General features: G+C 70.7%; 13 protein-coding genes. 5 read left to right on the top strand and 8 right to left on the bottom strand.

The genetic code is table 11. The features are described 5' to 3' along the window. The first annotated feature begins 180 nt into the window (after nt 1-180). Nucleotides 181-978 (top strand): hypothetical protein, encoded by a 798-nt coding sequence (locus ABZ842_RS14525; RefSeq protein WP_361536778.1) that lies wholly within the window; start codon nt 181-183, stop codon nt 976-978. 124 nt (nt 979-1102) lie between these two features. Here the strand turns inward: ABZ842_RS14525 and ABZ842_RS14520 are convergent, their stop codons facing one another. Both ABZ842_RS14520 and ABZ842_RS14515 read right to left on the bottom strand, forming a co-directional pair. After that, entirely contained in the window at nt 1103-3673 is a 2571-nt protein-coding gene (locus ABZ842_RS14520) for an HAD-IC family P-type ATPase (protein WP_361536776.1), read from the bottom strand. Nucleotides 3674-3761: 88 nt separating this feature from the next. Then, complete coding sequence (locus tag ABZ842_RS14515) at nt 3762-4082, bottom strand: DUF2530 domain-containing protein (protein ID WP_361536774.1); 321 nt, start codon at nt 4080-4082, stop codon at nt 3762-3764. Nucleotides 4083-4299: 217 nt separating this feature from the next. On the opposite strand from ABZ842_RS14515, the gene ABZ842_RS14510 reads away from it, so the two are divergent. Then, nucleotides 4300-5745, top strand: coding sequence for an NCS2 family permease (locus ABZ842_RS14510; protein WP_361536772.1), 1446 nt, complete (start codon nt 4300-4302; stop codon nt 5743-5745). Nucleotides 5746-5777: 32 nt separating this feature from the next. Here the strand turns inward: ABZ842_RS14510 and ABZ842_RS14505 are convergent, their stop codons facing one another. Then, entirely contained in the window at nt 5778-5960 is a 183-nt protein-coding gene (locus ABZ842_RS14505; RefSeq protein WP_361536770.1) for a ribbon-helix-helix protein, CopG family, read from the bottom strand. Between the two features lie 283 nt (nt 5961-6243). Here ABZ842_RS14505 and ABZ842_RS14500 point away from each other — a divergent pair, with 283 nt between their 5' ends. Then, nucleotides 6244-6621 (top strand): MarR family transcriptional regulator, encoded by a 378-nt coding sequence (locus ABZ842_RS14500; protein WP_361536922.1) that lies wholly within the window; start codon nt 6244-6246, stop codon nt 6619-6621. Nucleotides 6622-6647: 26 nt separating this feature from the next. Further along, nucleotides 6648-8003 (top strand): MFS transporter, encoded by a 1356-nt coding sequence (locus ABZ842_RS14495; RefSeq protein WP_361536768.1) that lies wholly within the window; start codon nt 6648-6650, stop codon nt 8001-8003. Between the two features lie 88 nt (nt 8004-8091). Here ABZ842_RS14495 and ABZ842_RS14490 read toward each other — a convergent pair whose 3' ends face one another. From ABZ842_RS14490 to ABZ842_RS14480, 3 genes are all read right to left on the bottom strand, one after another. Further along, entirely contained in the window at nt 8092-9354 is a 1263-nt protein-coding gene (locus ABZ842_RS14490; protein WP_361536766.1) for a hypothetical protein, read from the bottom strand. Nucleotides 9355-9506: 152 nt separating this feature from the next. Then, nucleotides 9507-9911, bottom strand: a complete 405-nt coding sequence (locus ABZ842_RS14485) for a hypothetical protein (RefSeq protein ID WP_361536764.1) — start codon at nt 9909-9911, stop codon at nt 9507-9509. A gap of 79 nt (nt 9912-9990) precedes the next feature. Continuing rightward, nucleotides 9991-10404, bottom strand: coding sequence for a hypothetical protein (locus tag ABZ842_RS14480; RefSeq protein WP_361536762.1), 414 nt, complete (start codon nt 10402-10404; stop codon nt 9991-9993). 424 nt (nt 10405-10828) lie between these two features. Here ABZ842_RS14480 and ABZ842_RS14475 point away from each other — a divergent pair, with 424 nt between their 5' ends. Next, the gene (locus ABZ842_RS14475; protein ID WP_361536760.1) at nt 10829-12466 is read left to right on the top strand and encodes a DNA repair helicase XPB; all 1638 of its coding nucleotides are present in this window, start codon (nt 10829-10831) and stop codon (nt 12464-12466) included. A gap of 55 nt (nt 12467-12521) precedes the next feature. Here ABZ842_RS14475 and ABZ842_RS14470 read toward each other — a convergent pair whose 3' ends face one another. After that, nucleotides 12522-12971 carry a hypothetical protein gene (locus ABZ842_RS14470; protein ID WP_361536758.1) on the bottom strand — a complete coding sequence of 150 codons (450 nt, stop codon included), beginning with the start codon at nt 12969-12971 and terminating at the stop codon, nt 12522-12524. A gap of 157 nt (nt 12972-13128) precedes the next feature. Beyond that, nucleotides 13129-13326: a hypothetical protein gene (locus tag ABZ842_RS14465; RefSeq protein WP_361536756.1), complete on the bottom strand. Its 198-nt coding sequence runs from the start codon at nt 13324-13326 to the stop codon at nt 13129-13131. Nucleotides 13327-13493: the final 167 nt, after the last annotated feature.

The raw sequence follows: 13493 nt of genomic DNA, 5'->3' as shown, positions 1-13493 counted from the left end.
CGGGCGCCCGTGCCGCGGGCCCGTGCGGGTGGTGCGTGCGGCTGCCCGTGCGGGCTGCTGCGCGGGAGCGCGTGCGGGTGGTCGTGCGTGCGCCCGTGCGGACTCCTGCGCGGAATCCTGCGCATGTTTGGTGGGTGAAAACGGGTTGGAACGGGCGGCGAGGCGTGGTGGGCTGGACCGGTGACCCCTACAACCTCCGCCGCAGAGGAGTACGCCGCACTCCTGAACCGGGTGCGTCGGGACCGCCGGGTCCTCGGGCTCGTGCTCAGCGGCTCCCGGGCCCGTGACGGTGTCGCGACCGACCGCTCCGACTACGACGTGTACCTCGTTGTCGAGGACGGCGCCGGCCCGCTCACGGCGCTGTCCCGGCGGGACGCCCTGCTGGACGTGGTGGTCCTGCCGCTGGCCGAGTTCCGCACCCACGCGCTGGCCGGCTCGGGCACCGAGTGGAACCGATACGCCTTCGCCCACGCCAAGGTCGTCAAGGACACCGCGGACGGCCTCATCGGGGAGCTGGTCGCGGCGAAGGGCGCCCTGACGCGCGAGGAGGCGGCTGCGCTGGCGCCCGGCTTCCTGGACGCGTTCTTGAACAGCGCGTACCGGTGCGTGAAGAGCGCGCGGGACGGCCAGGTGCTGGCGGCGGGCCTGGACGCGGCGGAGGCGGTGCCGTACTTCCTGACGTACGTCTTCGCCCTGCACAACCGGGTGCGCCCGTACAACAAGTACCTGTCGTGGGAGCTGCGGCACCATCCGCTGAGCCGCCCGGAGTGGTCGCACGACCACCTGCTCCCCCTGCTGGCGGAGGTCCTGACCCCGTCGGCGCCCGTGGCGATCCGCCGCCTGTTCACGGAGCTGGAGCCGTTGGCGAGGGGGTGGGGGCACGGGGCGGTGCTGGACGACTGGGGCGACGATCTGCTGCGGTTGCGGGTGGGGGCGGGTGTGGGCGTCCCCCGCCAACCGACGAACTCCCCGAGCTAGCCCCCCTGCGGGCAGGGGGCGGAACTGCGCGAGCAACCCACCACTAGGGCGCGGAGACCAGCGCAGGCCGCTCGGGGAACGGCGGGGAGGTCTCGCGTCGCGGGCCGCAGGGTAAGCGCGGGGGCTAGGAGGGGTCGCGGTGGGAGACCGCGCGCCAGGTCAGTTCCAGCACCGCAGACGCCGCCACCGCGACCCCCACCGCCGTCCACGGCATCGTCGTCCCGACCAGCTTCAGCGCGAAGAACTCCTGGAGCCACGGCACGACGAGCACGATCAGGAACCCCGCCCCCATCGTCACCACCAGCAGCAGCCGCCACCACGTGTACGGGCGGGCGATGATCGCCAGGACCCAGAGGGCGACCAGGAACAGCGTCAGCGTCGCCGCGCTGGTCTCCGCGTCGAGCGCGTCGGGGCCGGTGTAGTACGAGCGGGCCAGCAGGTACGTGGTGAAGGTGGCCGCCGCCGCGATCACGCCGGAGGGGATCGCGTACCGCATCACCCGCTGCACGAAGTGCGGCTTCGCGCGTTCCTTGTTGGGCGCCAGCGCCAGGAAGAACGCCGGCACGCCGATCGTCAGCGTCGCCAGCAGCGTCAGGTGCCGCGGCAGGAAGGGGTACTCGACCTGGCTGATGACGACGAGGATCGCCAGCAGCACGGAGTAGACCGTCTTCGTGAGGAAGAGGGTCGCCACCCGCGTGATGTTGCCGATCACCCGGCGGCCCTCCGCGACGACCGACGGCAGCGTGGCGAAGCTGTTGTTCAGCAGGACGATCTGGGCGACCGCGCGGGTCGCCTCCGAGCCGGAGCCCATGGAGACGCCGATGTCCGCGTCCTTGAGCGCGAGGACGTCGTTGACGCCGTCGCCGGTCATGGCGACCGTGTGCCCGCGGGACTGGAGCGCGCCGACCATGTCCCGCTTCTGCTGCGGGGTGACGCGCCCGAAGACCGCGCCGTCGTCCAGCGCCTGCGCCATCTCGTCGCGGTCGGCCGGCATGGTGCGCGCGTCCACCGTGTGCTCCGCGCCGGGCAGGCCGAGCTTCGCGGCGACCGCGCCGACGGAGACCGCGTTGTCCCCGGAGATCACCTTCGCGGCGACGTCCTGGTCCGCGAAGTACGCGAGCGTGTCGGAGGCGTCGGGCCGCAGTCGCTGCTCCAGGACGACCAGCGCGGTGGCTCGGGCGCCCGCGACGTCCTCCAGCGCGTCGGCGCGGGCCAGCAGCAGGACCCGTAGCCCCTGCTCGTTCAGGTGCTCGATCTCGGTGAGCGCCGGGTCGTCCGCGGGCAGCAGGACGTCGGGCGCGCCCAGCAGCCAGGTGGAGGTGCGGCCCGCGCCGTCCTCCTCGAAGCGCGCGCCGCTGTACTTGCGGGCGGAGGAGAACGGCAGCGCCTCCAGGGTGCGCCAGCGGCCGGTCCCGTCGGCGTCGGGCGCGGGCTCGGGGTGCGCTTCGACGATGGCCTTCAGGGACGCGTTGGGGCGCGGGTCGGACGCGCCGATCGCGCCGAGGACGCGGCGCACGTACGCGTCGTCCGCGCCGCCCAGCGGCCGTACCTCCGTCACGTCCATGCCGCCCTCGGTGAGCGTGCCGGTCTTGTCGAGGCAGACGACGTCGACCCGGGCCAGGCCCTCGATCGCCGGCAGTTCCTGCACCAGGCACTGCTTGCGGCCGAGCCGGATCACGCCGATCGCGAAGGCGACGGAGGTCAGCAGGACCAGGCCCTCGGGGATCATCGGCACGATGCCGCCGACGGTCCGGGCGATGGAGTCCTTCAGATCGGCGTTCTTGACCACGAGCTGGCTGACGATCAGGCCGATCGCGGTCGGGACCATCATCCAGGTGACGTACTTCAGGATGGTGCTGATGCCGCTGCGCAGTTCGGAGTGGACGAGGGTGAAGCGGGACGCCTCCTCGGCGAGCTGGGCGGCGTACGCCTCGCGGCCGACCTTGGTCGCGGTGAACGCGCCGCCGCCGGCGACGACGAAGCTGCCGGACATGACCTGGTCGCCGGGGCGCTTGAGCACGGGGTCGGCCTCGCCGGTGAGCAGGGACTCGTCGACCTCCAGGCCGTCGACCTCGACGACCCGGCCGTCCACCACGACCTTGTCGCCGGGGCCGAGTTCGACGAGGTCGCCGAGGACGATCTCGGAGGTGGAGACCGCGGTGGGCCGCCCGTCGCGCCGTACGGTCGGCTTCGCCTCGCCGATGACCGCGAGCCCGTCGAGGGTCTTCTTCGCCCGCAGTTCCTGGATGATGCCGATGCCGGTGTTGGCGATGATGACGAAACCGAAGAGGCTGTCCTGGATGGGCGCGACGATCAGCATGATCACCCACAGCACGCCGATGATCGCGTTGAAGCGGGTGAAGACGTTGCCGCGGACGATGTCGACGGTGGAGCGGGACGAGCGGACGGGTACGTCGTTGACCTCGCCGCGGGCGACGCGCTCGGCGACCTGGGCGGAGGTGAGTCCGACCGCCGGGGCGGGCGCGGGCGGCGGCACGGGGTGTACGGGGTCGAGTTCGGCGCCCGCGTCGATGGCGGGCCGTCGCGCGCCGGCGGCGTCCGGTCGCGGGCCCGGACCCGGACCCGACCCTGACCCGGTCCCCTCGTCCGACCCCGGTTCGGGGTCCGGTCGTCGTGGCCCGGTGCCGCGGGAGCCGTCGGGGCCGTCCGTGTCCATCCTCGCCGACTGGGTCATGTTCCGTACGGTACGGCCGGGACGCGGCCGGCACCCTTCGGAGCTGCGGATGATCAGACCACGGGAGGACCCGAATCGTCCCGTGGCACTACGCGTCGGTGTCGTTCACGCCATCCGCGGCACCCGGGGCACCGGAGCCGTCCCGCTCCGAGCCGTCCCGGGCCGCGGCCTCGGCGCGCTTGATCGCGGCGTCCCGCTTGCGGACGTACCAGACGCCGATGAGTCCGAGCCCGCCGCCGGCGAGACAGGTCCACACCCACCACATCAGGTCGCGGTCGGCGAACCAGCTGTAGAAGGGGATCTGCACCAGGAAGAGGGCGAACCAGATGATCGTCCCGATGGTGATGGTGGCGACGACCGGCCCTTCAAGGGGCTCGGGTGCCTCGTGCCGGGGGGTCCACTTCGCCATGTGCTCAGTGTAGGCGGCGGACGCCGGCCGCCCGCAGGGTCCCGGGCGGCGGCGGATCCCTTGCGACACCAGGGGTCTACGCGCGGAGATAGCGTTCAAGGCTTCATATGTTCATACTGAAACGGTTTGCTGCTGGCTGGATTCATTCGTATGAATCCACAAAGGCCGATACACAAAAGCCGCCCCCTGAAGGCCCGAAGACCCCGAAGAGGACCGCATGACCCCCTCGGCATCCGTTGCCGCTCCCCAGCACCAGCCGAAGGGCCCGCTCGGCAACCTCGACCGGTACTTCCGCATCTCCGAGCGGGGCTCGTCCCTGCCGCGCGAGATCCGCGGCGGCTTCGCCACCTTCTTCGCGATGGCGTACATCATCGTGCTGAACCCGATCATCCTCGGCAGCGCGAAGGACATGTACGGCAACCAGCTCGACCCCGGTCAGCTGGTCACCGCCACCGTGCTGACCGCGGCCTTCTCCACGCTGCTGATGGGCGTCATCGGCAACGTCCCGATCGCGCTCGCGGCCGGCCTCGGCGTGAACACGGTCGTCGCCCTGCAACTCGCGCCCAAGATGAGCTGGCCGGACGCGATGGGCATGGTCGTCCTCGCCGGCTTCGTGGTGATGCTGCTGGTCGCGACCGGCCTGCGGGAACGGGTGATGAGCGCAGTGCCGCGCAGCTTGCGCAAGGGCATCGCGATCGGCATCGGCCTGTTCATCATGCTGATCGGCCTGGTGGACTCCGGCTTCGTCTCCCGCATCCCGGACGCCGCCAACACCACCGTGCCGCTGACCCTGGGCGCCGGCGGCCACCTCGACGGCTGGCCGGTCCTGGTCTTCGTCCTCGGCGCGCTGCTCACCCTCGTGCTGATCATCCGCAAGGTGCCCGGCGCGATCCTGATCTCGATCGTCGTGATGACGATCATCGCGATGATCATCGAGGCCGTCGCGAAGGTCCCGTCGTGGGGTCTGACGACGCCGAAGTGGCCGGGCAATCCGATCTCCACGCCGGACTTCGGGCTGGTGGGCGAGGTCAGCCTGTTCGGCGGCTTCGAGAAGGTCGGACTGCTCACCGGCACGCTGTTCGTCTTCACCGTGCTGCTGTCCTGCTTCTTCGACGCGATGGGCACGATCCTGGGCGTCGGCGACGAGGCCAAGCTGCTGGACAAGGACGGCAACCTGCCCGGCATCAACAAGGTGCTGTTCGTGGACGGCATCGCGGTCGCCTCCGGCGGCGCCACCTCGTCCTCGGCGACGACCTGCTTCGTGGAGTCCACGGCCGGCGTCGGCGAGGGCGCCCGCACCGGTCTGGCGTCGGTGGTCACCGGCGGTCTGTTCGGCCTGGCGCTCTTCCTGACGCCGCTGGCCACGATGGTGCCCTCGCAGGCCGCGACGCCCGCGCTGCTCGCGGTCGGCTTCCTGATCCTGGCGGGCTCCATCAAGGACATCGACTGGAGCGACTTCACGGTCTCCGTGCCGGCGTTCCTCGCGATGGTGATGATGCCGTTCACGTACTCGATCACCAACGGCATCGGCATCGGCTTCATCACCTTCTGCGTGCTGCGGCTGGCGGTCGGGCGCGGCCGGGAGGTGCCGATCGCGATGTACGCGGTGTCGGCGGTCTTCGTCTTCTACTACGCGATGCCGGCGCTGGGCCTGGCGAAGTAGCCCGGCCCCGCCCCCCTTCAGCCAGGGCGTCCCTAGCGGTAGAACTCCTCCGTCTCCTCGACGGCCGCTTTGAAGCGCTCGTCGAAGTCGTCCCGAATGAGCGTCCGGACCACGTAGTCCTGGACGCTCATTCCCCTTTTCGCGGCGTGCTGGCGAACACGTTCGAGCAGGTCGCCGTCCATCCGCAGGCTCAACACAGTCGATCCCGATCCCATGCGGTCAGCGTCGCCGCCCGCCCGCGGCCGGTGCGTCACTTTCCGGCTACGTATCACTCATACGGGTGATTGTGGGTTTCGTCGGACAACCGCCCGGCGCTGCCCACGGGACGCCTGCGGGGCGGCTGTGGGGCGACCGCTGAAACCGACTGGTATTTAGACAGAGTAATGAGTTAAGCTAACAAACATGTCTGACCTGTCCCACGGCGGTCGGTCCGGCGACTCCCCCGAGGACGCCCCCGACCCCGACGAAGCCGCTGTGAACGCACTGCGCTCGGCCGTGATGCGGCTGGGCCGCCGGCTGAAGCACCAGCGCGTCGACGAGTCGCTGAGCCCCACCGAGATGTCGGTGCTCGGCACCCTCGCCCGCTGTGGCTCGGCCACCCCCGGCGAGCTGGCGCGCAAGGAGCACGTGCAGCCGCCGTCCATGACCCGGATCGTCGCGCTGCTGGAGGCCAAAGGACTGGTCCGGCTGGAGCCGCACCCGGACGACCGCCGCCAGAAGGTCGTCAGCCAGACCGAGCAGGCCGAAGCCATGCTCGAAGAGAGCCGCCGCAAGCGGAACGCCTGGCTGACCGCCCTCGCCGAGGGCCTGGACGAGGACGAGTGGGCGAAGCTGCGCGCCGCAGCCCCGGTCCTGGAGAAGCTCGCGCACCTATAGGACCAAAGCCGAGGAGGCGACCGACTTTGCGTACGGGACCCGGAACAGATTCCGCCCCCGCACCTGCCCCTACCACCATGTTCAGCTCGCTGAAGATCCGCAACTACCGGCTCTTCGCGATAGGCCAGGTCGTCTCCAACACCGGCACCTGGATGCAGCGCATCGCCCAGGACTGGCTGGTGCTCACCCTCACCGGCTCCGCCTCCGCGGTCGGCATCACGGTGGCGCTGCAGTTCCTGCCGATGCTGCTCTTCGGGCTGTACGGCGGAGTGCTCGCCGACCGGCTCCCCAAGCGGCCCCTGCTGCTGGGCACCCAGTCGGCGATGGCCCTCACCGGCCTCGCACTAGCCGCGCTCACCCTGACCGGCCAGGTCGAGGTCTGGCACGTGTACCTCACGGCCTTCCTGCTCGGCCTCGTGACCGTCGTCGACAACCCGGCCCGGCAGACCTTCGTCAACGAGATGGTCGGCCCGGACCAGCTCGCCAACGCGGTCAGCCTGAACTCCGCGAACTTCCAGTCCGCCCGGCTCGTCGGCCCCGCCGTCGCCGGCGTGCTGATCACCGCGGTCGGCAGCGGCTACGCCTTCCTCTTCAACGGCCTGTCGTTCATCGCACCCATCGTCGGCCTGCTGATGATGCGCACCGGCGAGCTGCACAAGTCCGTCCGGGCGCCGCGCGGCAAGGGCCAGTTGCGCGAGGGGCTGCGGTACGTCTCCGCGCACCCCGAGCTGATCTGGCCGATCGTCCTCGTCGGCTTCATCGGCACCTTCGGCTTCAACTTCCCCATCTGGCTCTCCGCCTTCGTCGACGAGGTGTACCACTCGGGCGCCGAGACGTACGGCCTGCTGAACACCCTGATGGCGATCGGCTCGCTCGCCGGCGCCCTGCTCGCGGCCCGCCGCGGGGCCTCGGGGATGCGGATACTCGTGGGCGCCGCGGTCCTCTTCGGCGCCCTGGAAGTCGTCGCCGCGTTCGCCCCGTCCTTCTGGCTCTTCGCGGCGCTGCTGGTCCCGATCGGCACGTTCGGCCTCACCGTGAACGTGACGGCGAACTCCAGCATCCAGATGGCCACCGACCCCGCCGTCCGGGGCCGGGTGATGAGCCTGTTCATGATGGTCTTCGTGGGCGGCACCCCGCTCGGCGCGCCCCTGGTGGGGTGGATCACCGACGCGTACGGCCCGCGCATCGGCTTCGCGGCCGGCGGCCTGGTCTCCCTGCTGGCGGCGCTGGGCGTGGGCGTGATGCTCACCCGTGCGAGCAACGTCCGCCTCAAGCTCGACCTGCGCCGCGGCCACCAGCACCTGGTCTTCGTGCCCCGCCAGCGCACCCCGCACGAGCGCCGGCCGGAGCCGGAGCCCAAGGCCCTGCCGCGCGCGACGTAGCGGGTGGCGGGGCGCTCGACGCGGCGGCGGGACACTGGACGTACGGGCCCACGGCCCCGTGGACCCCGTGGACATGCGGGCTACGGGCCTACGGCCGGCCCGTCGCCGCGTCGAAGAAGCGCACGATCTCGGGCAGGGCCCGGCGCACCGAGCCGTTGTGGTCGTACTGACCGAGGTCCGTCAGCTCGTACGCGGCGCCGTTCGCCGTCAGTTGCGCCCCGCAGTGCCGGGCGTGCGCGAAGTCGACGTCCTTGTCACCCGCGGCGTGGAATATCCGCACCGGGACCTCGGGGCGCCAGTCGCAGGTGGTGTCCAGCGGGCGCAGGCGGCGGGCCAACTCTCCCGTGGGGTTGCGCACCTTCTCCAAGAACTGCGGGGTGAACAGGTCGCGGGAGGCCGGCGGGAGCTTCGCGAGGATCTCCTGCGGTTCGTAAGCGCCGTTGAACAGCTCCTCGACGACGGCGTCGTACGGCGCCTTGAAAGCCTCGCTCGGGGAGTCGTACAGCCCGCCGTACATCCAGTTCCACGCGGTGACGAAGTAGCCGAGGTAGAGCCCGGACTTCTCCACCGCGTCGTCGGCTGCGGCCTTCTCGAACGCGCTGAGGTCGAAGGGGCCGCCGACGGGGGCGAGCGCGCCGAGCCGGAAGTACCGGTCGGCGCCCTCCTGCTGGAGCGCACGGCCCATCAACATCGTCGCGGGGCCGCCCTGCGAGAACCCGCTGACCTGGACGTCCCGCTCCAGGCGCCGGCCGAGATCCCGTGCGGCGACGCGCGCCGAGCGCAGTCCGTCGACGCCGGCGGCGACCGTGGAGCGGGGGTCCCCGTAGGGGTGCCGGCCCGGGCTGTCCTTGCCGAGGCCGACGTAGTCGGGCGCGGAGACGGCGCGTCCGGTCGAGGCGAAGAGCAGTGCGGCGCGGTGGTCGTTGGTGTCGGTGCGGGCGCTGGCCACGTGGGTCTTGGTGACGGTCGTGCCGTGCAGCCAGGACACGACCGGCAGGGACCGGTCGCCGTTGTCGGGCAGGGCGACGAGCTGGCTGGCCACGACGGGCGCGCCCCGGTGGTCGACCGTCCGGTACTTCACGAGGTACGTGGACACGCCGTGCCGCACCTGGTCGGTCGCCACGTGCGGGGCGAGGGCGTCGGTGACCTGCGCCCGCGTGAAGGTGTGCCGCAGCTCGTACGACACGAGCGCACCCCGCGCGCGCTCCGTCCCCGCCCCTGCGATGGCCTGCGTTTGGGTGCTCGTGCCTGCGTCGGCCGCGGCCGGTGCGGCGAGACCGCCGACGCCCGCCAGGGCGAGCGAGCCGGCCGCAACAGCCCGTGCAGCGCTGCGTAGTTGATTCTTTGCCATGTGTCGATCTTGGCTTCGCCGACCGGGCGGCCACCATGGCGCTGACGCCCGACTCGATCCACCGGGCAGTGGCAGCCCGGAAGGTGGGGACAACCCCCGGGCCCGACAACGAGAAGGCGCCGCCGCCGGGGGACAGCGGCGGCGCCCCGTTCTCAGTGGAGGAACAACCGCACGTCGCTAATCATCGGAGGGCTGACGTCGCGGACGGTGGGGGCGTAGCACCCGGCCGTACCACCTGCCCCCATGGCGCTGTACTCACAGTCCACGTTGCTGCCGTAGTTGGAACGGATCGTGCCTGAGATGTAGACCTTCGCGGCAGTTGAGTTCTGCACGACGAGCACGGTCTGACCGTCGCCGAACCGGTTCAGCACATGACACGTCTTGAACTTGACGCCCGAGTTTGCGGAGTGGGGCTGGTAGGCGGAGCAACTCCAGTCAGGGGTCGTGTTGACCGGCTTCCAGTTGACGGTCGGAATGGGGTTGGCGCTGGCCGGTGACGCGGTCAGGGCGAGGGCGCCTGCTGCGGCGCCGGCGATTGCGAGGGCTTTCAAACGCACGGGAAATGCCTTCCACTCCGTGGGACCTCCCACGCGGGCGCGGGGAGGTGTGGCGCTGAGCTGGACGAAGCGACCTGGGTCAGAAGTGGTCCGTAATGCCGTTGACCGTCAGGGTCCCGCTGGGCAGTTGCGGCTGGGCGGCCGGGACGGCGTCGCCGTGACAGCTCCGCACCTGGCCGGAGCGCAACGAGGTGGCGGGGCAGTCCGCGTTGCTCCCCCACGCGGTGCGGACCTGGGCCGAAGCCGTCACCGGGCCACCGGACCCGTTGGTCACGAGGAGCATCGCCCGAGCGCCGCCGGCGTCGCTGCCGATGCACGGTTTGAAGGAGATCCCGGGAGAGCCGGCATGGGCCTGCGTTGCCCCGCAGACCAAGCCGGCCAGCGGCGGCGGAGACTGCCAGGGCGTGGTCGCCGCGCTGGCCGGTGCGGCGGTGAGGGCGAGGGCGCCGGCCGCCGTCGCGGCGAGCACACCGATCCGTAATCGACTTCTCATTGCTTCCTTTCCGATTGCCTTTCCACTGCGGATTTTCGACGCGGATCAGCATGCGGCCGACAAAATCCGGAGCGCAATGCCTCCCGTTCGGACATCACCGCGAGATGATCGAGAAAGGAATTTCGTGGCCAATTGCATGCATGGGGAAAGTGGCGTGAAAGGTGCGATCGGATGCCGGCGCGCGGGGTTTTTCGGGGTGCAGTCCACCGGTCGGTGGACACCCGGCGCCGGCCTCGGCTGGTACGGCCGCCGGACAGCGCTTCGAAGGCGCGTGATACTCGGTGATAGACCCGGTGACCCGGCACCCGCCGGGTCGGGCGGCGGGTCGAGCGGCGTCGTCCTGATCGGCGCTCCACGTTTCCCCCGGAGTCGGGCACACTGGAGGTTTGGTTCCTCGGAGCCATCCGATCGAGAAGGGTGGAGAGTGAACGGACCCCTCATCGTCCAGAGCGACAAGACCCTCCTGCTGGAGGTCGACCACGAGCGGGCCGACGCCTGTCGTCGCGCCATCGCGCCCTTCGCCGAGCTGGAGCGGGCGCCGGAGCACATCCACACCTATCGCGTCACGCCGCTGGGGCTGTGGAACGCCCGGGCCGCCGGGCACGACGCCGAGCAGGTCGTGGACGCGTTGGTGGAGCACAGCCGCTATCCGGTGCCGCACGCGCTGCTGGTGGACGTCGCCGAGACCATGGACCGTTACGGACGGTTGACGCTGAGCAAGCACCCCGCCCACGGGCTGGTCCTGACGACCACGGACCGGCCGGTGCTGGAGGAGATCCTGCGCTCGAAGAAGGTCCAGCCGCTGGTGGGGGCGCGGATCGACGCCGACACCGTCGCGGTGCACCCCTCCGAGCGGGGGCAGATCAAGCAGACGCTGCTGAAGCTGGGCTGGCCGGCCGAGGACCACGCGGGATACGTGGACGGGGAGGCCCACCCCATCGAGCTCGACGAGTCGGGCTGGGCGCTGCGGCCGTACCAGAAGCAGGCCGTGGAGGGGTTCTGGCACGGCGGCTCCGGCGTCGTGGTGCTGCCCTGCGGCGCGGGGAAGACCCTCGTCGGCGCGGGCGCGATGGCGCAGGCGAAGGCGACCACGCTGATCCTGGTGACCAACACCGTCTCCGCCCGGCAGTGGAAGCACGAGCTGGTGAAGCGCACCTCGCTGACCGAGGACGAGATCGGTGAGTACAGCGGGACGAAGAAGGAGATCCGGCCGGTCACCATCGCCACCTACCAGGTGCTGACGACCAAGCGGAAGGGCGTCTATCCGCACCTGGAGCTGTTCGACTCCCGGGACTGGGGGCTGATCCTCTACGACGAGGTGCACCTGCTGCCGGCGCCCGTGTTCAAGTTCACCGCGGACCTCCAGGCACGGCGTCGGCTGGGGCTGACCGCGACCCTGGTGCGGGAGGACGGCCGGGAGTCGGACGTGTTCTCGCTGATCGGGCCGAAGCGCTTCGACGCTCCGTGGAAGGAGATCGAGGCCCAGGGGTACATCGCCCCGGCGGACTGCGTGGAGGTGCGGGTCAATCTGACCGACTCGGAGCGCCTGGCGTACGCCACCGCCGAGACGGAGGAGAAGTACCGCTTCTGCGCGACCACGGCGACCAAGCGGAAGGTGACGGAAGCGCTGGTGGCCAAGCACCGCGGGGAGCAGACGCTGGTCATCGGGCAGTACATCGACCAGCTCGACGAGCTGGGCGAGCACCTGAACGCCCCGGTCATCAAGGGCGAGACGTCGAACGCCCAGCGGGAGAAGCTGTTCGACGCCTTCCGGCAGGGCGAGATCTCCGTACTGGTGGTGTCGAAGGTGGCGAACTTCTCGATCGACCTGCCGGAGGCGACCGTCGCCATCCAGGTGTCGGGCACCTTCGGCTCGCGCCAGGAGGAGGCCCAGCGGCTCGGGCGGGTGCTGCGGCCGAAGGCGGACGGGCACGAGGCCCGCTTCTACTCCGTCGTCGCCCGCGACACCATCGACCAGGACTTCGCGGCGCACCGCCAGCGCTTCCTGGCGGAGCAGGGGTACGCCTACCGGATCGTGGACGCGGACGAGCTGCTGCGCTGACGGCCGGGGGCCGGCAGCAGTCGGCCGTCAGCCATCAGAGGTGAGCTGTCAGCCGTCAGCCGTCGATCATGACGAGGACGGGCGCGGCGCAGGCCAGTGCGTACTGGATGCCGACGATCCAGGCACGCGTCGCGTTCGTCATCGTCTCGACCGGGCTGACCAGGACGACCACTCCGGCGAAGCCGCCGATCAGCAGGCCCCAGTACGCGGCGGAGGCGATCGGGCCGGCCACGCCGTCGCCCCCGTAGGCATTGCCCAGGGACATGGCGGCGCACAGCACGAGCGAGCCGAAGAGGAAGAGCATGCCCACCCCGGCCATCAGCCGAGCGGGCGCCGCGGTCGGTGCGGACGGCAAGGGGGCTACGGGCGCTACCGGTGCTACGGGGGCCGCGGCCGGTACGTCGTCGAGGGTGGCGTCGGTGGTGGTCGCGTCGGGGGCGTCGGTGACTGCCGGGACTGCCGGGACTACCGGGCTCTTGGGGGCGGGGTGCTGCGGCGACGTCATACGGATCATCAAAGCCGCAGGCACGGGCGCGGCGCCTCCGTCGGGGCGCTCACTCTCGTTGAGTACGCGTACTCAGCGGACCGGGACCGGCAATGCCGGGTCGCCGATACGGGGTCGCCGATACGGGAAGGGGCAATACGAGATCGGCGATAAACGCTCAGCGGCGGCGGACGCCCGCCTCCTCCGCGTACTCCCCGAGGACCGCGACGGAGAATATCGTCGACGCGAACACCTTGACCGCGCGCATCGCATTTCCCATGTGGTGCGGGGAGTGCGGAGCGCCCGTCGCCGTGGCACCGTGGTGCCGGGGGCCGGGAACCTTGGCTGCTGCTGGGGTGAAAGTCGCTGTGCTCATATCTCTATGATGCTTTTCCCCGCGGCCCAGTACATCGGTCGCACGGAGTAACCTCCCCTCGACTTTCCTACGACTCCAGGCATAAGGGTTTCCCTTAGGGGACGGCACTTCCGGAGGAGGGCCGGGCCCCCTCTCGTCCTACCGAAGTCGTTCCCCCGCACTACCCA

The organism is Streptomyces sp. NPDC047315 (genome assembly GCF_040643215.1).
GTDB lineage: Bacteria > Actinomycetota > Actinomycetes > Streptomycetales > Streptomycetaceae > Streptomyces.
This window is presented reverse-complemented; position numbering and strand designations above follow the sequence as displayed.